This is a genomic window from Actinocorallia sp. A-T 12471, assembly GCF_033875155.1.
Classification (GTDB): domain Bacteria; phylum Actinomycetota; class Actinomycetes; order Streptosporangiales; family Streptosporangiaceae; genus Actinocorallia.
Genome location: NZ_JAWZTE010000007.1, coordinates 336,078 through 359,811, shown reverse-complemented (window position 1 = coordinate 359,811; position 23,734 = coordinate 336,078). Strand labels below are relative to the sequence as shown.

Annotated in this window: 18 protein-coding genes; 9 read left to right on the top strand and 9 right to left on the bottom strand. The window is 71.5% G+C overall.

Translation table 11 applies throughout. The features are described 5' to 3' along the window. Window positions 1-113: 113 nt before the first annotated feature. Both R9X44_RS21865 and R9X44_RS21860 read right to left on the bottom strand, forming a co-directional pair. Window positions 114-1,289, bottom strand: a complete 1,176-nt coding sequence (locus tag R9X44_RS21865) for an amidohydrolase family protein (RefSeq protein ID WP_319816100.1) — start codon at window positions 1,287-1,289, stop codon at window positions 114-116. 339 nt (window positions 1,290-1,628) lie between these two features. Then, window positions 1,629-3,233, bottom strand: a complete 1,605-nt coding sequence (locus R9X44_RS21860; RefSeq protein ID WP_319816099.1) for an FAD-dependent monooxygenase — start codon at window positions 3,231-3,233, stop codon at window positions 1,629-1,631. A 147-nt stretch (window positions 3,234-3,380) separates the two neighbouring features. Between R9X44_RS21860 and R9X44_RS21855 the strand changes: the two genes are divergently transcribed. Continuing rightward, the gene (locus R9X44_RS21855) at window positions 3,381-4,253 is read left to right on the top strand and encodes an alpha/beta hydrolase family protein (RefSeq protein WP_319816098.1); all 873 of its coding nucleotides are present in this window, start codon (window positions 3,381-3,383) and stop codon (window positions 4,251-4,253) included. Between the two features lie 826 nt (window positions 4,254-5,079). Here the strand turns inward: R9X44_RS21855 and R9X44_RS21850 are convergent. The 4 genes from R9X44_RS21850 to R9X44_RS21835 all read right to left on the bottom strand — a co-directional run bounded on the left by R9X44_RS21850 (window position 5,080) and on the right by R9X44_RS21835 (window position 9,532). Continuing rightward, window positions 5,080-5,925 (bottom strand): fumarylacetoacetate hydrolase family protein, encoded by an 846-nt coding sequence (locus R9X44_RS21850; RefSeq protein ID WP_319816097.1) that lies wholly within the window; start codon window positions 5,923-5,925, stop codon window positions 5,080-5,082. Window positions 5,926-6,061: 136 nt separating this feature from the next. Beyond that, window positions 6,062-6,628, bottom strand: a complete 567-nt coding sequence (locus tag R9X44_RS21845) for a VOC family protein (RefSeq protein ID WP_319816096.1) — start codon at window positions 6,626-6,628, stop codon at window positions 6,062-6,064. Window positions 6,629-6,771: 143 nt separating this feature from the next. Next, window positions 6,772-7,206 carry a hypothetical protein gene (locus tag R9X44_RS21840; RefSeq protein ID WP_319816095.1) on the bottom strand — a complete coding sequence of 145 codons (435 nt, stop codon included), beginning with the start codon at window positions 7,204-7,206 and terminating at the stop codon, window positions 6,772-6,774. 16 nt (window positions 7,207-7,222) lie between these two features. Then, window positions 7,223-9,532: a transketolase-like TK C-terminal-containing protein gene (locus R9X44_RS21835; protein ID WP_319816094.1), complete on the bottom strand. Its 2,310-nt coding sequence runs from the start codon at window positions 9,530-9,532 to the stop codon at window positions 7,223-7,225. 110 nt (window positions 9,533-9,642) lie between these two features. Here R9X44_RS21835 and R9X44_RS21830 point away from each other — a divergent pair, with 110 nt between their 5' ends. Continuing rightward, window positions 9,643-10,344: a GntR family transcriptional regulator gene (locus tag R9X44_RS21830; RefSeq protein ID WP_319816093.1), complete on the top strand. Its 702-nt coding sequence runs from the start codon at window positions 9,643-9,645 to the stop codon at window positions 10,342-10,344. Between the two features lie 22 nt (window positions 10,345-10,366). On the opposite strand, the gene R9X44_RS21825 is transcribed toward R9X44_RS21830, so the two are convergent. The 3 genes from R9X44_RS21825 to R9X44_RS21815 all read right to left on the bottom strand — a co-directional run bounded on the left by R9X44_RS21825 (window position 10,367) and on the right by R9X44_RS21815 (window position 13,276). Next, window positions 10,367-11,116, bottom strand: a complete 750-nt coding sequence (locus R9X44_RS21825; protein WP_319816092.1) for a hypothetical protein — start codon at window positions 11,114-11,116, stop codon at window positions 10,367-10,369. A gap of 104 nt (window positions 11,117-11,220) precedes the next feature. Beyond that, window positions 11,221-11,730: an Lrp/AsnC family transcriptional regulator gene (locus R9X44_RS21820; RefSeq protein ID WP_319816091.1), complete on the bottom strand. Its 510-nt coding sequence runs from the start codon at window positions 11,728-11,730 to the stop codon at window positions 11,221-11,223. A 304-nt stretch (window positions 11,731-12,034) separates the two neighbouring features. After that, window positions 12,035-13,276 carry an ROK family protein gene (locus R9X44_RS21815; protein ID WP_413774969.1) on the bottom strand — a complete coding sequence of 414 codons (1,242 nt, stop codon included), beginning with the start codon at window positions 13,274-13,276 and terminating at the stop codon, window positions 12,035-12,037. Window positions 13,277-13,332: 56 nt separating this feature from the next. On the opposite strand from R9X44_RS21815, the gene R9X44_RS21810 reads away from it, so the two are divergent. The 7 genes from R9X44_RS21810 (at window position 13,333) to R9X44_RS21780 (ending at window position 23,573) form a co-directional block, all read left to right on the top strand. Then, window positions 13,333-14,424: a Gfo/Idh/MocA family oxidoreductase gene (locus R9X44_RS21810; protein ID WP_319816089.1), complete on the top strand. Its 1,092-nt coding sequence runs from the start codon at window positions 13,333-13,335 to the stop codon at window positions 14,422-14,424. Then, on the top strand, window positions 14,409-15,854 hold the full coding sequence (locus R9X44_RS21805) for a sugar ABC transporter ATP-binding protein (RefSeq protein ID WP_319816088.1): 1,446 nt from the start codon (window positions 14,409-14,411) through the stop codon (window positions 15,852-15,854). Before R9X44_RS21810 ends, R9X44_RS21805 begins: the two co-directional genes overlap by 16 nt. Then, window positions 15,851-16,843 (top strand): ABC transporter permease, encoded by a 993-nt coding sequence (locus R9X44_RS21800; RefSeq protein ID WP_319816087.1) that lies wholly within the window; start codon window positions 15,851-15,853, stop codon window positions 16,841-16,843. The genes R9X44_RS21805 and R9X44_RS21800 overlap by 4 nt, the downstream gene beginning before the upstream one ends. Continuing rightward, window positions 16,840-17,856: an ABC transporter permease gene (locus tag R9X44_RS21795; RefSeq protein WP_319816086.1), complete on the top strand. Its 1,017-nt coding sequence runs from the start codon at window positions 16,840-16,842 to the stop codon at window positions 17,854-17,856. Before R9X44_RS21800 ends, R9X44_RS21795 begins: the two co-directional genes overlap by 4 nt. 44 nt (window positions 17,857-17,900) lie before the next feature. Further along, window positions 17,901-19,088: a substrate-binding domain-containing protein gene (locus R9X44_RS21790; protein WP_319816085.1), complete on the top strand. Its 1,188-nt coding sequence runs from the start codon at window positions 17,901-17,903 to the stop codon at window positions 19,086-19,088. Further along, window positions 19,088-19,933, top strand: a complete 846-nt coding sequence (locus R9X44_RS21785; protein ID WP_319816084.1) for a sugar phosphate isomerase/epimerase family protein — start codon at window positions 19,088-19,090, stop codon at window positions 19,931-19,933. The genes R9X44_RS21790 and R9X44_RS21785 overlap by 1 nt, the downstream gene beginning before the upstream one ends. A gap of 133 nt (window positions 19,934-20,066) precedes the next feature. Next, window positions 20,067-23,573, top strand: a complete 3,507-nt coding sequence (locus R9X44_RS21780; protein WP_319816083.1) for a ThuA domain-containing protein — start codon at window positions 20,067-20,069, stop codon at window positions 23,571-23,573. Window positions 23,574-23,734 lie beyond the last annotated feature (161 nt).

The window sequence follows — 23,734 nt, the reverse complement described above, 5'->3', positions numbered from 1 at the left end:
CGGGGGGGGGCCGCCCGGGGGCGGCCGGGGCCCCCCGGCCCCGCGCCCGCCGGGACGGGCGCGGAACCGTCGGCCGCCGCCGCCCGGGAGATGGCCGGGCGGCGGCAGCGGCCTCAGGAGTGCGCCACCCCGCCGATCCAGACGCGCTGGACGGCACGGGTCGCGCGGATGTCGGCGACGGGATCGCCGTCGACGAGCACGAGGTCGGCACGGTTGCCGGGGCGGATCGCGCCGCGGTCGTACAGGCGGAACGCCCGCGCGGGCGAGGCCGTCGCCGCGCGCAGCGCCTCGACGGTGCTGAGCCCGGCGTCCACGAGCAGTTCGAGTTCCCGGTGCAGGCTCGCGCCGAAGGGCGGGTGCACCGGGATGCCGGGCGTCGCGTTGGCGTCGGTGCCCGCGAGGATCAGCGCGCCGGCCTTGTGCAGCGCCGCGACGCCCGCCCGCGCGGACGCGTAGGCGTGGCCGGGGACGCCGAGCCCGGCGAAGCCCTCCATCATCGTCAGCGTGGGCACGGCGGCGGTCGCGCCGCGCACGTAACGCGCGGCGGTCGCGGCGGTGACGGGCGCGTCGAGCGGCACGTGGTGGATCATGTCGACGCCCGCGGTGAGGGCGCGGTCGACGGCCGTGGCGGTCGTCGCGTGCGCCATGACGAGCCTGCCGAGGCGTTGCGCGGCCTCGGTGAGCGCGGTGACGGTCGCCTGGTCGAGGCCGGAGTCGTCAACGATGATCTTGATGTGATCCGCGTGCTCGGCGAGCCGCGCGGCGACGAACGCGTCGGCCTGCTCGGGGCCGATGACGACGCCGGACTGCGGGAACGTCGGCAGGCCGCTCTGCGGGCTGCCCGGCGCGACGGCGGGGGTGCCCGCGCTGCGAAGGTCGGTCAGCCCGGGAATGCCGCGCAGCGGGGTGAGCGCGCCCGCCGGGAAGCTCGCCATGTCCAACGCGGTCGTGACGCCGTGCGCGGCGAGCGCATCGAGGGCCGTCATGTCGCGTACGTGGACGTGGGAGTCGATCAGGCCGGGCAGCAGGACCGCGCCGCCGCAGTCGACCTTCCGCGCGCCGACGGCGCTGAGCCCGATCACCCCGTGGTCGATGACGACGGTGCGGGGACCGGTCAGCCCGTTGCCGTCGAAGACCCTGACGTTGGTGAGCGCGACCCTCGGCGCGGGAATCCGCCGCGCGCGGGCGCGCGCCACCGCCGCGACGGGCGCGGAGGCGGTCGCGACGGCGGTGCCGGCGACGGCGGCGGGCATGGCGAAGTCGCGTCGGATCCATTCGTTGACGCACATCGCGATGCCTTTCGTGGGGGCGGACGGTTTTGCCGACGTCCTCGCCCTTTCCGAGTAGAGTCCCGGAAAGGAACGGCGAATCTCCTTAATGCATGGAAAGGAGTCCCGCCGAGCGCGCGCGGCAATTCCGGTGCGCGTCGCGACGCTCCTGGGAATTTCGATACCGCGGGGGTGGGTGAGACGTTCGCGCGACAGCGGGGGATTGGGCTGCCGTGCGGAAACCAATCATGCGGTGTTCCCCGGGGAGACCCCGGGGCGACACCGGAAAAGTAGCAGCTATATTTGATAACAGCAAGGGTGTGCCGCCCGGAGAATCCCCGGGCGGAACCCCACGGCGGCCTAGGCCGCCCCGACCGCCCTGCGGACGATCGCGGCGGCGTCCGGCACGTCCGAACCGCGCCAGGCGACGTGCTGGTCCGGCCTGACCAGGACGAGCGGAGCGCCGAACAGCTCGACCCACTCGGGGCCGCGCAGATCGAGCTCGGCCACCGGGACCGAGGCCGCGCGCGCCGCGTCGAGCAGGCTCGCCGCCTCCGGCGACGACAGGTCGCCCACGAGGGTGAACTCGGGACCGAGGCGGTCGTACAGCGAGTCGCCCTCGGCGAGCCAGCGGTGCGGCAACCGGTGCCCCGGCGCGGCCGTCGGCCGGTACACCCTGTCCTCCGACGGCGTCGCCGCGCCCGGCTCGTCGGCCACGATCGGGGAGCCCGCGTAGTGGTAGCCGAGCGTCAGCGGAAGGCTGTGGAACTCCTGCGCCTTGGAGGTCTGCACCGCCGCCGCGACCGCGGGCACCGCCTCCTGGAACTCCGCGTCGGACCCGAAAAGCCTCGGGTCGGACAGTTCGGGCGCGAGGGTGCTCATGTTCTGCGCGGCCTCGTCGATCGTCTGCGCCGCGATCGGCCTGCGCTCGGCCCCGTAGCTCTCGAGCAGCTCCGCGGGGGCCCACCCGTTGACGACCGCGGCGAGTTTCCAGCCGAGGTTGACGGCGTCGCCGATGCCGGTGTTGAACCCGTGGCCGCCCCACGGCGGGTTCTGGTGCGCGGCGTCGCCCGCGATGAACAGGCGGCCGTGGCCGTACTCGCTGGCCAGCAGCATCCTGGCGCGCCAGGCGTCGGTCGCGAGGATCTCCACCTCGACGTCCGCGCCGGTGACGGCGTGGACGAGCTCGGCGGGGGTGAGCGGGCAGGTCTCCGGCTCCACGCCCTGGGCGATGCACCACCATGTGTCGTCGAGGTCCAACCGTCCGATGAGTCCCGGCTGGTCGGGGTTGAGCACCCAGTAGTGGACGGCCGGCCCGAACGCGACGTGCTCGGCCAGCTCGGGCGCGCGGAACACGATGCTCAGGTTCGGCCGGCTGGTGTCCACGCCCTCGTACTTCGCGCCGAGCGCCGCGCGCACCACGCTGCGGCCGCCCTCGCACCCCACCACGTAGTCCGCCCGGACCGTGTGGCTCACGCCCTGCTCGTCGATGACCTCGACGGTGGCGCCGTCGGCGTCCTGCGCGACGGTGTTCACCCGGTAGCCGGTGGCCAGACGTGGCCCGACCGTCTGGCGCATGAGGTCCTCGACCACCGGCTGCGGCACCTGCTGGCCGGGCTCGGCGGCGAGGTCGGAGCCGGTCAGGTCGAGGCCGAGGCAGCCGGTGAAACGGGTGATCTCCCGGCCGGTGAGGCTCGTGCAGAACACCGCCTCGTCCGACCAGCTGACCGGCAGCGGCGCGCCCTTGCGCAGCGCCTCGGCGAGCCCCCAGCGGCGGAAATGCTCCATCGTGCGGGTGGAGGTGGTCTTCGCGCGCGGCCGCAGCCACGAGACCGCGCCCCTCGGCTCGACCACAAGGCACTCGACGCCGTGGAACTCGAGTTCCATGGCGACGGCGAGGCCGACGGGACCGGCGCCCGCGATCAATACGGGGACGTGGTGGGGCAGCGCGTCGGCTACTGTCATTGGTTCCTCATTCTCCGGTCACAGCTCTCGAGAGTACGATCTCTCGAGCTCCTCTCTAGCTGTTATCACATATATCTGTTAACTTACAGCAGGTGTCAGCGGGTCACCAGTACCCCCACCCCCGATCCGCACAGTCAGGAGATCTCCATGGAAGAGCGAGTCATCGTCGTCGACGACATTCCGGTGGCGACGAGTTTCCATCGGCCCGGCTTCGAGGCGGCCATGCCCTTGCTCGTCTGCCTTCACGGCGGCACTTACACCAGCGCCTATTTCGGAGTCGCGGGCGGACCGCTCGGCTCCTTCATCGACATCGCCCTGCGCAGCGGCTTCCCCGTCCTCACGATCGACCGTCCCGGATACGGCGGCAGCGGCACCCTCGAGGACGAGGAGAACGACTTCGCGCGGCAGGCCGAGATCCTCGACGCCGTCATCAGGCAGAAGGTCGCCGAGCTCGGCGCGAGCGGCGTCGTCCTCGTCGGGCACTCCATCGGCGGCATGATCGCGCTCGAGGTGGCCGCGCGCCGCCCCGTGTGGAACCTGCTCGGCGTCACGGTCTCCGGCATGGGCGCGCGGATCCCGGCGGGCGGCGCGTCCGAGCAGCTCGGCGCGATCCCCGTCACCGGGATGATCGACCTTCCGGTGCCCGAGCGCGACGCCGTCATGTTCGGCCCCGAGGGGACCTTCAGCGAGGAGGCGCGCAAGGCGGCGCACACGACCTACGCGCTCACCCCGATGATCGAGTTGAAGCGCGCGCCCGTCTGGGCCCGCGAGCGGCTCGCCAAGGTCGCCGCCCAGGTCGAGGCCCCCGTCCAGAACTTCCTCGCGGAGTTCGACGCCCTCTGGGACACCTCGCCCGCCGCCCTCGCCGACTTCATCGAGTACTTCGCCGACGGCGCCGGCGCCACCTCCGAGATCGCCCCCCGAGTAGGCCACTCCCTGGACCACCACCTTCTCGGCGCCTCCATCCACCTCAAGCAGCTCGCCTTCGCCTACACCTGCACCACCCCCACCTCCGCCTGACCCACGAACCAACCCCCAGACCGGCCGGGCCCACCCCACTCCCCCGGCCGGTCACCCCACCTCCCCACCCCACCCACCCCCCACACCCGCCGTGCGAACCCGCCGAGCGGGCCCGCCGCATGCACCCACCGCGCAAACTCCCCGCACGCGCTCACCGCGCGCGGCTCGCTGCGCGAACCCACCGTGCGGGCTAACTGCGTGCGCTCCCCGCACGAACCCAGCGCGCGGGCTCGCCGTACGAACTCGCCGCGTGCGCTCCCCGCACGGGCTCGCTGTGTGCGTTCTCCGCGCGGGCTCGCCCCGAACTAGCCGCACGGCCTCGCCATATGGGCTCACCGCGTGGGCTCGCTGGTGCGTTCGCCGTGCGAACCCGGCGTGTGGGCTCGCCGTGCGAACTCGCCGCACGGGCTCACCGCGTGCGTTCGCCGTGCGGGCTCGCCGCGAACTAGCCGTGCGGTCTCGCCATACGGGCTCGCGGCGCGAACTCGCCGCACGGGCTCGCCATTCGGGGGCTCGCTGGGCGAACTAGCTGCGCGGGCTCGCCGTACGAGATAGCCGTGCGGGCTCGCCGTACGAGATAGCCGTGCGGGCTCGCTGCGCGAACTCGCCGTGCGCGCTCGCGTGCGGCTCACTGTGTGGGTCCTACGTGGGCGCTTGCTATGTGGGCTGTGGGGTGAGGTGTGGGGGTCGGGTGGAGTCGGGTGGAGTCGGGTGGGGGTTGGGTGGGGGTTGGGGGTGGGGGCGAAGGCCCCGGCGGCGAGGGTGTGCCGTCGGGGCCTTTCGGGGAGACCGCGGCGGGATGGGCCTTGGTCGGGTGCTGTGGGGGTCAGGCGGTGAAGGTCTGGCGGAGTTCGCCGATGCCCTCGATGCGGCTGACGAGCACGTCGCCGTCGGCGAGGAAGAGCTGGGGGTCGCGGCCCAGGCCGACGCCGGCCGGGGTGCCGGTGAACAGGATGTCGCCGGGCAGCAGCGGGATGATCGCCGAGAGCTTCGCGATGAGCGTGGGGACCGGGAAGATCAGGTTCGAGGTGCGGCTCTTCTGCATCTCTTCGCCGTTGACCGCGCAGGACAGCTCGACGTCGTCGGGGTCGGCGAACTCGTCGGGCGTCACCAGCCACGGGCCGGTCGGCGTGAAGCCGGGGAAGGACTTGCCGAGGCTGAACTGGGGCGCCTGCCCGGCGAGCTGGGTGATGCGCTCGGAGATGTCCTGCCCGGCGGTGAGCCCGGCGACGTACTCCCAGGCCCGGTCCTCGCTGACGTCGCGCGCCTCCTTGCCGATGACGACGACGAGCTCGACCTCCCAGTCGGTGTTCCCGCCCTCGGGCAGCCGCACCTGGGTGACCGGGCCGGTGATGCTGCTGGCGAACTTGGTGAACAGCGGCGGCAGGCCCTCGGGCACCCCGAGACCCGCCTCCTTGGCGTGGTCGCTGTAGTTGAGGCCCACCGCGATGACCTGACGCGGCGCGGGGGCGGGCGCGCCGAGCGCGTCGACCTCGAACGCCTCGCCCTCGGGCAGGGTCGCGGTGGCGGCCCACTCGCGGAACCGCGCCCAGTCGCCGTACACGGCCTGCGGGTCCGAGCCGAACGCACCACCGCTGGCACGCTCCACATCGACAGCCCGGCCGTCGGCGTCGATAAGGGAGAGCCGTCCCCCCACATTGGCGATACGCATGACAATTCTCCTTATAAACGACGACAAATCACATGAGTCACGACAAACCGCAAGCCAGACGGGCCGGGGGCGGCACCGCGCCGCACCCGGCCCCGTCACCTGCCGTGCCCCGGGGCTCCGCGAGCCAGGGGCAGGGTCAGGCGCCGAGGAGGACGCCCATGGGAGCCGGGAGGTTCTGCTCGATGGACCAGGCGCGGCCGGTGAGCTCCTCGACCGACGCGCCGGCGGCGCGGGCGGCGAGCAGGCGCTCGGGGTCGAACGCCGGGCCGACGGAGTCGCCGGCGTACTCGGGGCCGTTCATGTAGCCGGTCGCGTCGTCGGGCTCGGCGAAGTTGTCGATCTGCATCTCCACGAAGTTGCCGTCGGGGTCGCGGTAGTACATCGACGTGGTGACGCCGTGGGCGATGCATACCGCGGGCGTGATGCCCTTGTCGCGGAGCAGTACGTACCGGTCGAGCAGCTCGTCGATGTCGGCGAAGGTGTAGGCGACGTGGTGCATCGCCGCGGTGGTCGGGCTCTTGCGCTCCAGCGGCATCGGCGGGGTGAGCAGCGCGATCCGGTGGTGCTCCTCATCGAAGGTGATGAAGCACAGCGCCTGGTCCTGGTAGACGGTGTGCCCGTCGAGAACCGTGCAGTACCAGTCGCGCATCTCGGTGGGCTGACCGGTCTGGAGGACGACGTGAGCGAATTTCGGGGTGGCCATCGGGAACCTCCTGGTGGGGACTGCGATGTCGGCGGCGGGACCACGGTGTGACCCACTGCACAAGGTAGTAGCTATATTTGATAACAGCAAGCCGGGGATTCGTTCGAGCGGGTACTTCGAACGAATTGTCGAGAAGATCGGGTTCAGGCGGGGATGAGCTGCCGGTAGGCGTCGCGGACCGCGGGGAGCAGCGCGAGCGACGCGGCGGGGTCGAGCCGCGACTCGCGGAGCTTGAGGATGTTGCCGCCCCGCAGCTCGGGCGGGACGTCCTCGCCGCGCGCGCTGATCAGCACGTGGAAGTGCCGGTGGTTCTCGCCGAACGCCATCAGGTACGTGGCGGGCGCGCCGGTGGCCGCGGTGACGGCCGCCGTCAGGTTCCTGGCGCGCACCCCGAACGCGGCGAGCTCGGCGTCGTCGAGCCCGGTCAGCAGTTCGGCGTGCCTGCGGGCGCGCAGCACGAACCATCCGGGGACGTCGTAGCCGGGCGCGATCTCCGCGGCCCACAGGGGATCGCGGAAGACGACGGAGTCCTCATGCGCGTCTTCGAGCGCGCACATGAGGCAGGGGGCGGTGGTCATGGGTCTCTCTTTCGGTTCAGCGCAGGTCGAGTGCCGCGGCCACGACGCTGTCGGCGTCGAGGCCGTGGTGGCGGTACACGTCGTCAAGGTCTCCGGACTGCCCGAACCGCGTGACGCCAAGGTGACGCGCCCGCTCCCGGTGGATTCCGGCGAGGAAGGCGAGGGTGTGCGGGTGGCCGTCGAGGACGGTGACGAGAGGGGCCTTGCGGTGGGCGGGGAACGCCCCCTCAAGGACCGCGGAGTCGCGTTCGTTGAGCGCCTCGAACAGCAGTCCGGGGCTCGTCACGCAGACGACGTCGGCGGGCATGCCAAGGGCGGTCAGCCGGTCGGCGGCGGCGAGGGCCTCGGTCATCACCGCGCCCATCGCGGCGATCGTCACCGCGGGCGCGCCCTCGCAGCGGCGCAGCAGGTAGCCGCCCGCGACGACCTGCTTGCGCCGCAGCTCGCGCGCGGCGGGGTCGGCGGGCACGTCGGCCAGCGACTGGTCGACCGGGCGGGTGGACAGCCGCAGGTACGCCGAGGTGCCGTCGGGACGGCCGAGCTTGGCGAGCGAGGCGAGCAGCGTCCATTCGACGTCGATCGCGAACGCGGGCTCATACGTGATGCACCCGGGCTGCTCAAGCCCCACCGACGGCGTGGTGATCGACTGGTGCGCGCCGCCCTCGGGCGCGAGCGTGACGCCGGACGGGGTGCCGACGAGGATCGACTGGCCGCCCGCGTAGATCCCGAAGGACCACGGCTCAAGCGCGCGCTGGACGAACGGGTCGTAGACGACGCCGATCGGCAGCAGCGGCTCGCCCCACCGGCTCCAGGTCGCGCCGAGCTCGCCGAGCAGGCCGACGAGGTTCACCTCGGCGATCCCGAGCTCGACGTGCTGGCCGGTCGGCTTCTCCCGCCAGTGCAGGATCGTTTCCGGGTCGTCGCCGAACCAGTCGTGCCGGTCGGTGGCCGACCAGACGCCGACCTTGTTGACCCAGCCGCCAAGGTTCGTGGACGAGCTGACGTCGGGCGCGAGCGTGACGATCCGGCGCGCCGCGTCCGGCGCGGCCCTGCTGAGGTCGAGCAGGGTGCGGCCGAGCGCGGCCTGGCTGCTCGACCTGCCGACCGGCGTGCGGCCGATGTCCGACGGGATCGCCGGGACCGCCTTCACCTCGGGCGCGGCACGGCGCAGCCGGGCGGCGGTACGCGCGCACAGCAGGGACTCGGGGGAGCCCTCCGCGAACTTCGCCCACGGCTGCTCGGGGGAGACGCCGACGCGCGCGGCGAGCTCGGCGATCTGCTCGCCGGTCAGCAGCGACGAGTGGTTCTGCGGGTGGCCCTCGCTGGCCAGGCCGTAGCCCTTCACCGTGTAGGCGAAGATGACGGTCGGGCGGGTGTCGTCGATGGCCTCGAACGTCTGGCTGAGCACGTCGAGGTCGTGGCCGCCGAGGTCGCGGATCGCGGCGTGGACCGTCGCGTCGTCAAGGGTGTCGAGCAGGGCGCGCACCTCCGCCGCGTCGGGCCCGACGCCGGGAAGGCGGTCGCGCAGCTGCGCGGGCGTGCAGCGGATGAGCCGCTGGAACTCCGGGTTCGACATCTCGTCAAGACGCCGGCGCAGCGCCTGCCCGCCGGGCCGCTCGAACAGGGCGCCGAGCAGGCCGCCGTACTTGGCGGTGAGGACCTGCCAGCCCGCGGACTCGAACATCCCGCGCAGCCGGTTCGCCCCGATCTCGGGCACCACGCGGTCGAGCGACTGGCGGTTGACGTCGACGATCCAGCAGACCTCGCCGAGCTCGCCCACCATCGGGTCGAGGATCGCCTCCCAGACCGCGCCCTCGTCGAGCTCGGCGTCGCCGACCAGCGAGTACTGGCGGCCGGTGCCGACGCCGCCGATCCGCGCGTCGAGGTAGCGGCGCGACAGCGCGCCCCAGATCGGGGCGGTCGCGCCGATGCCGACCGAGCCCGTGGAGTAGTCCACCGGGTCGGGGTCCTTGGCGCGGCTCGGGTAGCTCTGCAGGCCGCCGAACTCGCGCAGGGTGGTGAGGTACTTCTCCTCGAGCTCGCCGATCAGGTAGTTGATCGCGTGCAGGACCGGCGAGGCGTGCGGCTTGACCGAGACCCGGTCGGCGGCGGTGAGCTGCTCGAACCACAGCACGGTCATGATCGAGACCATCGAGGCCGAGGACGCCTGGTGGCCGCCCACCTTGAGCCCGCTGGGGTTGGGGCGCACCCGGTTGGCGTGGTCGACGATCGCGGTGGAGAGCCATAGGACCCTCTCCTGCACCGCGCGCAGCACCTCGAGCCGATCCGCGTCGCCCTCCGTCAGGGTGATCGTCGCTGTCGTCATGAAACCGCCTCCTTTCCGCATAGTGTTATCACATATAGCAGAGACTTCTCTGAAGGGACAGACGCTATAGTTGATATCTCCAGCGGTCATCGGAAGGACGGCGCATCCACGTGGGTTCATCTCGAGCGACGGTGCGTCCCATCGCCTCGCGGTCGGTCGTCGAGCAGGTCACCGAGGAACTGCGGCGCTCGATCCTGTCCGGCGGGCTGGCCCCCGGCGGAGAGTACTCGCTGCGCGAGCTCGCGGGAATGCTCGACGTCAGCTTCATCCCGGTCCGCGAGGCGCTGCGCAGCCTCGAGGGCGAGGGCCTCGTGCACAACCGTCCCGGCCGCAGCGCCATGGTCGCGCCGCTCGACCTCGAGGACCTGCAGGGCATCTACCAGATGCGCCGCGTCCTTGAGCCGTCGATCGCCCGGCGCTCCTGCCTCGCCCTCACCGACGCCGAACTCGAGGCGCTCCAGGCCGAGGCGGCGGGTTTCGGCCACGAGACCCAGGCGATGGGCGACATCTACGAGGACCACCACACGTTCCACCTCGCGCTGCTCGCCCCCGCCGCGAGCGCCTGGGACATCCGCGTCCTGCTGACGCTCTGGCGCGCCGCCGAACGCTACATCCGCATCGGCTTCGGCAAGCTTGACCCCGACCCGGCCGAGCACCACCGCCGCGGCGAGGCCCACCTCGAACTCGTCGCCGCCTTCCGCACCCGCGACCCCGACACCGCGGCCGCCGCCATCGAACACCACCTGGCCCGCAACGAACGCCTCGCCCTCAGCGCCCTGGCCTCCACCGAAGCCCCCATCCCCCAACCCTGACGAGGCCCCCGCAGCCGGCGCATCAGCTCGCGGTCAACTCAAGGGTGACGAGCTCGGAGAAGGCGGCGAAGCCCTCCGGGTAACGGGCGACGATGTGGAACTCCAGTGTCATCTGCGGGCCCCAGCCCGCGCCGTTCCACACGTAGGTACCGTCGGGACCGGACTCGACATTCCCATAGACCGACCACGCGGCCTCGGCGTCGCCCGCCGGACGGCCGTAGACCATGAGGGACGGTGACGGGACAGGCTCCCACGCGCCGTTCTTCCGCACCTCGACAAGCCCGGTCAGGGTCGGCGGCGTCGACGCCGTCGCGGCGTTCGCGGCGACCGACACGCGCAGGTCGCTCGCCTCGCCCGCGGGCGGCTGGTGAGCCCCCGGCTCGAGCACGACGGGTCCCGCGGACGCCTGCGGGAACGGGCCGCCGTAGTAGGCGGTGATCCTGAACTCGGTGGGCCGCTGGATCTGGGCGGGCCAGGAGAAGTCGCCGACGCCGGGGGTGGCGGGGAGCGCGGCGTAGGCGATCCAGGGCGCGCCGGGAAGGTCGACGGGGCGGCCCTGGATGTTGACCATCACCTGCGGCATCGAGCCGATCGGCCCCCAGACGCCGTCCCGCTCGAGCTCCACGAGCCCGGTGAGGGTCGGTGGGGTGGCGCATCCGGCGGGGACCGCGGTGAGGGAGACGCGGAGGTCGGTGACGTTAGCCGAGGCCGGGACGGGGGCCGGGAGCACCGCCGCGAGGAGGGCGACGACGGTGGCCGCGAAGAATCGCATGAGGGTCCGCCTTGCTGTAGATCGACACTTTCCTACCGAGATCTACAGGCATGTGTGATTCTCACTTGCGGCAAATGGCGCAGACTTCGCGATCTTTCGGTTGGTTAGGGGGTGCGGTAGGCGGGGGCTCGGGGGGTGGGGGTGGCGGTGGTGGTGAGGAGGGGGGTGGTGCGGGGGTGGATGAGGGGGGAGAGGGCTATGACGCTGGTGGAGCGGACGATGGAGGGGGATTGGTTGAGGCGGACGAGGACGTCTTGGAGTTGGGTGTGGGAGGCGGCGGCTACGCGGCAGACGACGTCGTGGGAGCCGGTGGTGGCGTGGGCTTCGATGATCTCGGGGATGGTGGCGAGTTCGTCGGCTACTTCGGTGAGCGCGCCCTGGGCGATTTCCAGGCTGACGAAGGCGTGGACGGGGAAGCCCGCGGCGGCGACGTCGAGGGTGGGGGACCAGTCGCGGATGACGCCGGTGTCCTCGAGGCGGCGCAGTCTGCTCTGGACCGTCGCGCGGGCGACGTTGACGAGGCGGGACAGTTCGAGGTCTCCGGCGCGCGGGTGTTCGGCGAGCGCGTTCAGGAGCGCCAGGTCCAGGGCGTCGGGACGGTGTTCGGCGGCCATGGGTCCAAGCTAGGCGATCTGACCAGCGTCCATCCTGTCGAACTCGACAATCCGCACAGGTGAACCGGGACGAGCGCGGCGGGTTGTGCAGTGCGCTCCCGCATATTTCGGGGAGGCCGGGGCGGTCGACGCCCTCGCCGACGACGGCGTCGAGTTCCTGCCGCCCCCGACAGCTACCACGACGACACCGCGCGGGATCGGCCGCGTGCGCGTCCCGATCGCCGAGCTGAAGGGGTGCGGGGTCCCTGAACCGCCGTTCTCACCGTCCGAACACGCCCGATTCGGCGGTTTGGGAACGTTCCGTTCAGGTCAGGGAACGGTCCACCGCGTCGGGGGCGAGGGCGTCCTCGATGACGAGCACGGCGGCGCCGACGACCCCGGCGCGCTCCCCGGCGCCCGACACCCGGATCTGCAGGTGGGCCGTCGCCAGTGGAAGCGACCTGCTGTAGACGCGTTCGCGAACCCCCGCGATCAGGTGTTCCCCGGCGTCGGCGAGTTCCCCGCCGACCACGATGAGGTCGGGGTTGAAGAAGTTCACCAGTGACGACAGCACCTCGCCGAGGTCGCGGCCGGCCTGTCTGACCAGGGCGAGCGCGGTGTGCTCGCCGGCCCGCACGTGCCGGACGACGTCCTCGGCGGTGCGCGCGGGAAGGCCGGCCTCGTTCAGCCGCGCGGTGAGCGCCGCGCCGCCCGCGACTGCCTCGAGGCAGCCGGTGTTCCCGCACCGGCAGACGGTTTCCGCCCCGACGGCCCCCGGCCGGACGGTCCGGATGTGGCCGATGTCCCCCGCCGCGCCCTGCGCGCCGCGGTGCAGCCGGTGTTCGGTGATGACGCCGGAGCCGATGCCGGTGCCGAGTTTGACGAAGAGCATGTGCTCGACGGCGTGGCCGCTCACCCAGTGTTCGCCGAGCGCCATGATGTTGACGTCGTTGTCGACGAGGACGGGCACCTCGCGGTCGGCGGTGCGCAGCCGCGCGCCGAGCCAGCCGGGGACGTCGAAGCCGTCCCAGCCGGGCATGATCGGCGGGTTGACGGGCCGTCCCGTGTCGTGTGAGACGGGCCCGGGGAGGCCGACGCCCGCGCCGCACACGTCGGCGAGGGTGTGACCGCTGTCGGCCAGCAGTTCGGTGAAGGTGTCGACGAGCCAGCCGAGGACCTTCTCGGGGCCTTCTGCGATGGCCATCTCGGCGCGGTGTTCGGCGATGACCTGCGCGGACAGGTCGGTGACGGCCGCGCGGGCGTGCATCGCGCCGAGGTCGGCGGCGAGGACGACGCGGGCGCGCGGGTTGAACGCGAACGCGACGGCAGGACGTCCGCCGGAGGAGACCGACGGCCCGGCCGGGGTGATCCACCGCTGGTCGAGCAGGCCGTCGAGCCGGATGGTCACGGTCGACCTGGCGAGGCCGGTGAGCCGCATCAACTCGGTGCGCGTGCGCGCCTGGCCGTCTCGAAGGATCGTCAGCAGTGTGCCGGCTCCTGCTGTCTCGGTCGTCAAGTCACCACCCCTTGTTCCTGCTTCTGATGATCCCAGGTTTTGTTCCGACATGTCACGTCAGACTTTTGCTTGACGAGAATCATAAGTCCCATCTAGCCTCCGCAGATATGGAGACCAAACGGCGACAGTCACCACAAATCCGGGTAGGCGTCGTGGGAACCGGGTTCATGGGACGGGTCCACGCGAGGTCGATCAGGCAGTCCGGGGCGCGCCTCGTCGGCGTCGCGGGATCGACCGGGGAACGCGCCGCGGAGGCCGCCGCGGCCTGGGGCGCGGAACGCGCCTTCGCCTCGGCCGAAGCCCTCATCGACTCGGGCGCGATCGACGTGATCCACGTGTGCGTGCCCAACCACCTGCACGCACCCCTGACGCTCAAGGCGCTCGACGCGGGCCTCGCCGTCGTCTGCGAGAAGCCGCTCGCGACCGACGCCGAGACCGCGGCGCTCATGGCGGCCCGCGCGTCCGACGAGGGACTGCTGGGCTTCGTCCCCTTCGTGTACCGCTTCCACCCGATGGTCCGCGAGGCGCGCGCCCGCGTCCGCGACCTCGGACGGCTCAGCCTCGTCCAGGGCGGCTACCTCCAGGACTGGCTGCTCAGCCCCGAGGACGACGACTGGCGGGTCGACCCCGACCTCGGCGGTCCCGGCAGGGTCGTCGGCGACATCGGCTCGCACTGGTGCGACCTCGTGGAGTTCGTCACCGGAGACCGGATCGCGAAGGTGAGCGCGCAGACCGCGGTCGTGGTGCCCGAGCGGGCCACCCACGCGCCCGTGCGCACCGAGGACGTCTCGACAGTCCAGTTCACCACCGCGAACGGCGCGCTCGGCACCGCCGCGGTGAGCCAGGTCGCGCCGGGCCGCAAGAACCGGCTGTTCCTGGAGATCTCCGGCGCGGAGGGCAGCGTCGCCTTCGACCAGGAACGCCCCGACTGGCTCTGGGTCGGCGGCCGCGAGGGCTCCCAGCTCGTCCAGCGCGACCCGGCGTCCCTGTCGGACGCGGCGCGGCCCTACTCGCCGCTGCCCGCCGGCCACCCGCTCGGCTACCACGACTGCTTCGACGCCTTCGTCGCCGACGCCTACACCGCGCTCGGCGGGCAGGTCCCTGACGGCCTGCCGACCTTCGCCGACGGTGCCCGCGCCGCCGTCATCACCGCCGCAGTCCTGGAGTCGGCCGAGACGGGCGGGTGGGTGCTGTGCTGAAGATGTCCGGCATCGGCAAGAGCTTCCTCGGCGTCCGCGTCCTGCACGGCGTCGACTTCGACGTGGCCGCCGGGCAGGTCCACGCCGTCATCGGGGAGAACGGCGCGGGCAAGTCGACCCTGATGAAGATCCTCGCCGGGGTCCACCAGCCCGACGAGGGACGGATCGAGCTCGACGGCGTGCCCGTCTCGTTCAAGCATCCGCTCGACGCGCAGCGCGCGGGCGTCGCGATCATCTACCAGGAGTTCACGCTGCTGCCCGAGCGGACCGTCGCCGAGAACGTCTTCCTCGGCCGCGAGCCCACCCGGCGCGGCCTTGTCGACCGCAAGGCGATGGACAACGCGACGGCCGAGCTCCTGCGCTCGCTCGGCGAGGACTCCTTCGGCCCGCGCGCGCTCGTGCGCAGGCTGTCGGTCGCCCAGCAGCAGGTCGTGGAGATCGTGAAGGCGCTCGCGGTCGACGCGCGGATCGTCGTGATGGACGAGCCGACCGCCGCCCTGGCCGAACACGAAGTCGAACTGCTTTACGGGCTCGTCCGACGGCTCAAGGAACGCGGCATCGCCGTCGTCTACATCTCGCACAGGCTGCGCGAGATCTTCGAGCTCGCCGACCGCGTCACCGTGCTCAAGGACGGCGCGCTCGTGGCGACCGAGGACGCCGCCGACCTCACCACCGGACGGCTCGTCCACCTCATGGTCGGCCGCGAGCTCACCGACTACTACCCGCCGCGCGCGTCCGCGCCGCCCGGCGAGGTGCTGCTGTCGGTCGAGGACTGCGGCAACGACGTGCTGCGCGACATCACCCTCGAACTGCGCGCAGGGGAGATCGTCGGGCTCGCCGGGCTCCAGGGCTCGGGCCGCACCGAGCTCGTCAAGGCGCTCTACGGCGCCGAGCCCTTCACCCGGGGCACGATGACGCCGGTCAGGCCGCGCGGCGTCCGCGAGGGCATCGCCGCCGGGATCGGCCTGGTCACCGAGGACCGTAAGGCCGAGGGGCTCGTGCTGCGGCAGTCGGTCAGGGACAACGCCCTGCTCGTCGCCCGCGCCGGACCCGCGCGCCGGATGACCGACGTGAACTGGACGCTGCGCAGGGTGCGGCTGTCCCCGCCCGACCCCGGCAAGGAGGCCGGCTACCTGTCGGGCGGCAACCAGCAGAAGGTCGTGCTCGCCAAGTGGCTGACCGTCGGCCCGAAGGTGCTGCTGTTCGACGAGCCCACGCGCGGCGTCGACGTCGGCGCGAAGGCCGCGATCCACGAACTCGTCAGGGAACTCGCCGAAGGGGGCCTCGCGGTGCTGCTCATCTCGTCGGAACTGCCGGAGCTCATCGGCATGAGCGACCGCGTCATCGTGCTGCGGGACGGCGCGATCGCGGGCGAGCTGCCGGGGGGTCCGTCGGAGGAGGCGGTCATGCGTCTGGCGGCCGCGTCATGACCCAGACCCAAGTCACGCCAAGGCGGTCGCCGGTAGCCGCGCTGCGCGGCATCGGCGCGGACAACCCCGCGACCCCCGTCTTCCTCGCCCTGCTCGCCCTCGTGGTGGTCGGCTGGGCGGTCGTCGCCGTCGACGGCGGACAGCTGTTCAGCCAGGAGAGCATCGTCGGCATCCAGCAGCGCTCGGCGGCGCTCGGGATCGTGGCGATCGGGCAGACCCTCGCGATCCTCGCCGGGTCGCTCGACCTGTCCGTCGCGTTCCTGATCAGCCTGTCGTCACTGGTCGCGGCGGAGACGATGGTCCAGTACGGGGTCGTCGCCGGGATCGGCGCGGTCCTGGCGATGAGCGCGCTCATCGGACTCGCGAACGGGCTCATCATCACCGTCCTGCGGGTGCACGCGTTCATCGCGACGCTCGGCATGGCCCTGGTGATCCGCGGCATCCTGGAGAACCGCTACGACGGCCCCGCGGGCGGCGTCCCCGAGTCGTTCCAGCGGCTCGGCTACGACAGGATCGGCCCGATCCCGGTCTCCGCGCTGCTGTGGGCCGCGATCGCGCTCGCCGCGTGGTTCCTGCTGCGCCGCACCCCGCTCGGCTACCGGATCTTCGCCGTCGGCGGCGGACCCGAGGTCGCGCGGCTGTCGGGCGTGCGCACCGGACGCGTCGTCGTCGCCACCCACGTGCTGTGCTCGCTGTGCGCCGGGATCGCCGGGCTGCTGCTGGCCTCACGGCTCGGCGCGGGGTCACCGACCGTCGGCTCCGACGGCGGCTACGACCTCGAGTCGATCGCCGCGGTCGTGCTCGGCGGCACGGCGCTCGCCGGAGGACGCGGGGGAGTGGCGGGCACCGTCGGCGGTGTGCTCGTGCTCGCGGTGCTCGACAGCGTCTTCAACCAGATGGAGGTCAACTCCTTCGCCAAGGACGTGGTGCGCGGCGTCGTCATCGTCGCGGCCCTCGCCGTCTACGCCCGTGGAAGGCGGTCCCGATGAGACCCACCCAGGACAAGCGCGGCACGGCGGCCGACCTCCCGGCCCTGTCCCTCGCCGAGCGCATCGGCCCGCTCGCCGCGGTGCTGCGCAGCAGGACCCTCCCGATCTTCCTCGTGCTCGGCGTGCTGCTCGTGCTGATCGCCCAGGCCAACCCGTACTTTCTCGAACCGCCCGGCTTCCTGGCGTTCGTGAAGCGCGCCGCGCCGCTGGCGATCCTCGCCGCCGGCCAGTACTTCGTCATCGTCTCCGGCGAGTTCGACCTGTCGGTCGGCGCGCTGGTCACCGCCGAGGTGGTGATCGCCGCCCGGCTCATCGACGGCGACCCGGCCGCCACCTGGCCCGTCCTGATCGCGCTGCTCGTCTTCGGCGCGCTGGTCGGGCTCGTCAACGGGCTCGTCAGCACGCTGCTGCGGGTGCCCTCGTTCATCGCGACGCTCGGCATGATGCTCGTCCTGTCCGGCGCGGTCTTCCTGTGGACGGGCGGCGCGCCGCGCGGCGCGCTCACCGAGGAGTTCCGCATGTTCGGCAGGGGCAGCCTCGGACCCGTCCCGTGGTCGGTGCTGATCCTGCTCGTCGTCGCGATCGCGATGGTCGCGCTGATGCGGGCCGACTACGGCAAGACCCTCATCGCGACGGGCGACAACGACAGGACGGCCGCGCTGTCCGGCGTGCGCATCCACCGGGTGAGGATCATCGCGTTCGTCGTCTCGGGGGCGTCGGCGGCGGTGTGCGCGATCCTGCTCGGCGGCTTCGCCGGGGTCTCCGCCCAGGTCGGCCAGGGCCTCGAGTTCCAGGCCATCACCGCCGTCGTGCTCGGCGGCGTCGTCCTGGGCGGCGGGCGCGGCGCGCTCGTCGCCGCACTCGCCGGGGCCTTCACCCTCGAGGCCCTGTTCACCCTCCTCAACCTCCACGGCGTCTCAGGGGCCCTTGAGTACACCGTGCAGGGCGTCATCCTCATCTCCGCCGTCGCGCTCGGGTCGCTGAAGCTGCCCGCGCTGCTGCGGCGCACCTGATCCCCATCCCGACCCATCCCCACCTATGGAAGGAACCCCCCAAAATGCGGAACACCCCCCGCAAACTCCTCGCCGGAGCAGCGGTCCTCGCACTGACCGCAGCGACGGCGTGTGCCAGCGACAAGCCCTCCACCACCCCCGCCGAGGCCGACAAGACGGCCACCACCGGCGACCACTCCAAGTTCTTCGACCAGTCGGCTTACGAGGCGCAGCTCGCGGCCCGCTCCAAGACCGCGACGGGCCCGGCCGACAAGCCGTGGGAGCAGATGATCGAACCCGAGCTGGTGGACACGTCCAAGTACAAGAAGGACGGGCCCTACAACCTGTGCTTCTCCAACGCGGCGGTCAACAACCCGTGGCGGCAGGTCGGCTGGACCTCGATGCAGGCCGAGGTCGGCCTGCACCCCGAGATCGAGAAGTTCACCTCCCTCGACGCCGAGGGCAAGGACGACAAGCAGATCTCCGACATCGCCGAACTCCAGAAGAAGGGCTGTGACGCCCTCATCGTCTCGCCCAACACCACCGCGACGCTCACGCCCGCCGTGAAGGGCGCCTGCGCCGACGTGCCCGTCATCGTGTTCGACCGCGGCGTCGACACCGACTGCCCCGTCACCTTCATCAGCCCGATCGGCGGCTACGCCTTCGGCGCGGACGCCGCCGAGTTCCTCGTGGAGAAGGTCAAGCCGGGCGGCAAGGTCCTCGCGCTGCGCATCCTGCCCGGTGTCGACGTCCTGGAGACCCGCTGGTCGGCCGCGAAGATCGCGTTCGACAAGAGCGAGCTCGACGTCGTCGGCGTCGAGTTCACCGACGGCGACGCGGCCAAGACCAAGAGCGTCGTCAGCGACTACATCCAGCGCCACGGCCAGATCGACGGCATCTGGATGGACGCCGGCGCGACCGCCGTCGCCGCGGTCGAGGCGTTCGAGGACGCCGGCCTGCCCGTCCCGCCGATCAACGGCGAGGACCAGCAGGACTTCCTGCAGAAGTGGAAGAGCTCGAACCTCACCGCGATCGCCCCGACCTACCCGACCTACCAGTGGCGGACCCCGATCATCGCCGCGCTGAAGATCCTGAAGGGCGAGGAGGTCCCGAAGACCTGGAGCCTGCCGCAGCCGAAGATCACCCAGGAGACCCTCGACGGCTACCTCCAGCCGGGCATGCCGCCGCTGCACTACGCGCTGTGCGGCTGCGCCGACCTGCCGGGCTACCCCGCCAAGTGGGGCGGCAAGTAGTGCGCGCGATCGGCGTCAACACCTGGGTGTGGACCTCGCCGCTGACCGACGACGAACTCGCCGTCCTCGCGCCGAAGGTCGCCGGGCAGGGGTTCGACGTGATCGAGCTGCCGGTGGAGCAGCCGGGGGACTGGGACCCGTCCCGCGCCTCGGACCTGCTCGCCGCGTTCGGCCTCGCCGCCTCGGTGGTCCTGGTGATGCCGCCCGGCCGTGAGCTCGTCGCCACCTCCGCCGACGTCGTCAGGGAGACGCAGGACTACCTGCGGCACTGCGTCGACGTCGCGGTGACGGTCGGGGCCACGGCCGTCAGCGGACCCGCCTACGCCTCCGTCGGCCGCTGCTGGCGGATGGACGGCAAGGAACGTGACGCCGTCTACGCCGAACTGCGCGAGAACCTCGGCCCGGTCGTGGAGTACGCGGCCGAGCGCGGGGTCCGGATCGGCGTGGAACCGCTCAACCGCTACGAGACGAGCGTGATCAACACAGTGGAGCAGGCCCTTGAGGCGCTGCCCGCGGACTGCGGGATCGCGCTCGACACCTACCACCTGAACATCGAGGAGAAGGACCCGGCCGCCGCGATCCGCGCGGCGGCGGGGCGGATCGCGCTCGTCCAGGTCTGCGGGACCGACCGGGGCGCGCCGGGAGCCGACCACTTCGACTGGCCCGGCTTCTCCGACGCCGTCGCGACGACCGGATACGACGGGCCGTTCGTGATCGAGTCCTTCACCGCCGACAACGCATCCATCGCCACGGCAGCCTCGATCTGGCGTCCGCTGGCCCCCACCCAGGACGCGCTGGCCGTCGAAGGGCTCGCGTTCCTCCGGGCGCTCACGCGCCCCCAATAGACCCGGCTCGGGATCCCCGAGTCGTGGCCTCCCGGTCCGGCTGGCCCCGGGCCGGGAGGGTACCCACCCCCCGAAAGGTACCCACAAAATGCGCAGATCGTCAGTGATCCGTGCTGTAGCAGCCTCAGTAGCGATGCTGCTGACCCTCGTGCTCGTCCAAGCCGTCCCCGCGAGCGCCGCGCCCGCGTTCAGGGCGCTGCTGTTCACCAAGACCGCGGCGGGCGCGTACCGCCACGATTCCATCCCCGCCGGCGTCACCATGGTCGAGCAGCTCGCCGCCGCCAACAACTTCGAGGTCACCAGGACCGAGGACTCCTCGGTGTTCAGCGCGACGGGCCTGGCCCCCTACGACGTCATCATCATGCTGCAGAACTCGGGCATGGTCTGGGACACCGAGGCCCAGCGCACCGCGTTCCAGAACTACGTGCGCTCCGGCAAGGGCGTCGTCGCCGTCCACAACACCACCGACATGAACATCGAGGCCCAGTTCCCCTGGTGGGACCAGGTCCTCATGGGCGGCGCGCACATGCCGGCCCACTCCGCGACCGTGCAGGGCACCGCGAAGGTCGCCGACCGCGTCCACCCGTCGACCAAGGGCCTGCCTGAGCGGTGGACCCGCACCGAGGAGTGGTACAACTTCGACCGCAACTTCCGCGGCGACGCCCACATCCTGGTGACCGCCGACGAGACCACCTACGACGCGGGCGGGTCCAGGATGGGCCACGACCACCCGATCTCGTGGTGCCGCAACGCCGAGGGCGGCAGGATCTGGGCGACCGCCATGGGCCACCAGGCGTCCGCCTACTCCGAGGCGTCGTTCCGCACCCATGTGCTCGGCGGCGTCGAGTGGGCGGCGGGCGCGAAGCCCGGCGACTGCGGTCCGACCGTCGCGAACCGCTACCAGAAGGTCACCCTCGACAGCCAGCCCGCGCAGCCGATGGGGATCGACGTCGCCAACGACGGCACGGTCTTCTACGTCGAGCGGCTCGGCAAGGTCAAGATGATCAGGAGCCAGGGCGGCACCAACACCACGACCACGCTCGCCACCCTGAACGTCTACACCGGCGGTGAGGACGGGGTCATCGGCGTCGCGGCCGACCCGAACTTCTCCTCCAACAGGCGCATCTTCGTCAACTACTCCCCGGCGGGCAGCGCGGAGATCGTCAGGGTCTCGCGGTTCACGCTCAACGCCGCGGGGACCGCGCTCGACATGGCGAGCGAACGCAAGATCATCGACATCCCCGCATGGCGTTCGCCCGAGCCGGGCCACAGCGGCGGGAACATCGAGTTCGGACCCGGTGGGAACCTCTACATCGGCGTCGGCGACGACGTGAAGCCGTCGGAGTCGAGCGGGTACACCCCGATCGACGAGCGGCCGGGCCGGGAGAGATTCGACGCCCAGGGCACCTCCGCCAACACCAACGACCTGCGCGGCAAGGTGCTGCGCATCCACCCGGAGGAGGCCGGCGGCTACACGATCCCGTCCGGGAACCTCTTCGCGCCCGGGACCGCGCTGACCAAGCCCGAGATCTACGTGATGGGCTGGCGCAACCCGTTCCGCTTCAACGTCGACCCGCTGACCGGCTGGATCTCCATCGCCGACTACGGTCCGGACGCCGGCGCGGCGAACCCGAACCGCGGCCCGGAGGGCACGGTCGAGTGGAACCTGATCAAGGAGCCGGGGAACTACGGGTGGCCGTACTGCATCGGCCCGAACACCCCGTTCAACGACTTCAACTTCGCGACCAACACGTCAGGGCCGAAGTTCAACTGCGCGGCCCCGGTGAACAACTCGCCGAACAACACAGGGCTGACGAACCTGCCCCCGGCCAGGGCCGCGACGGTCTGGTACGACTACCACGCCGGATCGCCGTACCCCGAGATGGGCACCGGCGGCGGCCTCGCCCCGATGGGCGGCCCGTTCTACAACTACAACGCCGCGAGCACGTCCGAGCGCAAGTTCCCCGAGTACTACGACAAGACGCCGTTCTTCTTCGAGTGGAGCCGCAACTACATCCGCGAGATGCGGCTTGACGCCCAGGGCAACCTGCTCAAGATCAACAACTTCGCCCCCAACCTCGACCTCCGCTCCCCGATGGACATGGACTTCGGGCCCGACGGCGCGATGTACTACCTCGACTGGGGCATCGGCTGGTTCGAGGACCACTCCGACGACGGCGTCTACCGCGTCGACTACGTGAACGGCAACCGCTCGCCGATCGCCAAGATCAGCGGCGTGCCCGACTCCGGCAGGGCCCCGCTCCAGGTGGCGTTCTCCTCGGCGGGCTCGTCCGACCCCGACGGCGACGCGCTCACCTACGCGTGGGACTTCGACGGCAACGGCACCACCGACTCCACCGCCGCCAACCCCACCCACACCTACACCGCGAACGGCCAGTTCACCGCACGGCTCACCGTCCGCGACCCCGGCGGCAAGACGGGCTCGGCGACGTTCGCGGTCACCGTCGGCAACACCCGTCCGACGGTGATCTTCGACGACCCGCCGAACGGGGGAATCCTGCCCGACAACGGGACCCTCAGCTACCGGATCAGGGTGACCGACCCCGAGGACGGCACGGCGATCGACTGCTCGCGCGTCTCGGTCCTGTACGCGATCGGCCACGACGAGCACAGCCACGACGTGGACACCAAGAGCGGATGCACCGGATCGTTCGCCACCAACAGCGGCGGCCACGACCCGACGTCCAACTTCTTCCACGTCCTCACCGCCAAGTACACCGACGCGGGCGGCCTCGAGGGTTCCTCGAGCGCCATGTACAGCCCGCCGCACAAGCAGGCCGAGCACTTCACCTCCTCCGCAGGCATCCGGGTGATCAGCCAGGGCGGCGCGGAGAACGGGATGCGCGTCGGCGACATCTCCAACAACGACTGGATCGCGTTCAACCCCGTCAGCCTGCGGAACATCACGTCGCTGGCCTTCCGGGTGTCGACGCCCAACAACAACGCCGGATCGATCGAGGTCCGCGCGGGTTCGCCTACGGGAACGCTGGTCGCCAGCCAGACGATCCCGTCCACCGGAGGCTGGGACAACTACGTGACCCTGCCCTCGGTTCCGGTGACCGACCCGGGCGGCTCCCAGACGCTGTACTTCGTGTTCAAGACCTCGGGCGGCGGCGCGCCGTTCGACCTCGACGCGATCTTCTACAACGGCCCGGGGGTCAGCGGACCCGGCGGCGGCGGACCGGAGAACGGGTCGGCCTACCGGCTGACGGCGGTGCACAGCGGGAAGGCGGCCGACGTCAACGGCTTCTCGTCCGCCGACGGCGCGTCAGTCCTGCAGTGGCCGGTGAACGCCGGGACGAACCAGCAGTGGCGGTTCACCGACGCGGGCGGCGGCACGTTCCGGCTCGCCGCCGTGCACAGCGGCAAGTGCCTCGACGTGACGGCGGCGTCCACCGCCGACGGGGCCCTGCTCAACCAGTGGGCGTGCGGCACGGGCGCGCACCAGAGGTGGCGGTTCGAGTCGACGGGCACGCCCGACGTCTACCGGGTCGTCTCGGTGAACAGCGGCAAGTGCCTCGACGTCCCGAACGCCTCGACCGCCGACAGCGTCCAGCTCGTCCAGTGGACCTGCAACAGCGGGACCAACCAGCAGTGGCGGCTCACGAAGGTGAGCTGACCGGGGTCGGCTGACGAGGGTCGGCCGACGGAAAGGACAGGGGCCGGACGCGCGCACGGCGTCCGGCCCCGCACCCATGCCCGGGCGGCCTTGGGCTTCCATGGGCTGCCTGCGGGGTGGGGTTTGCGGTGTTCCGGCAAGGAATGTCCAGAGTTACGGGC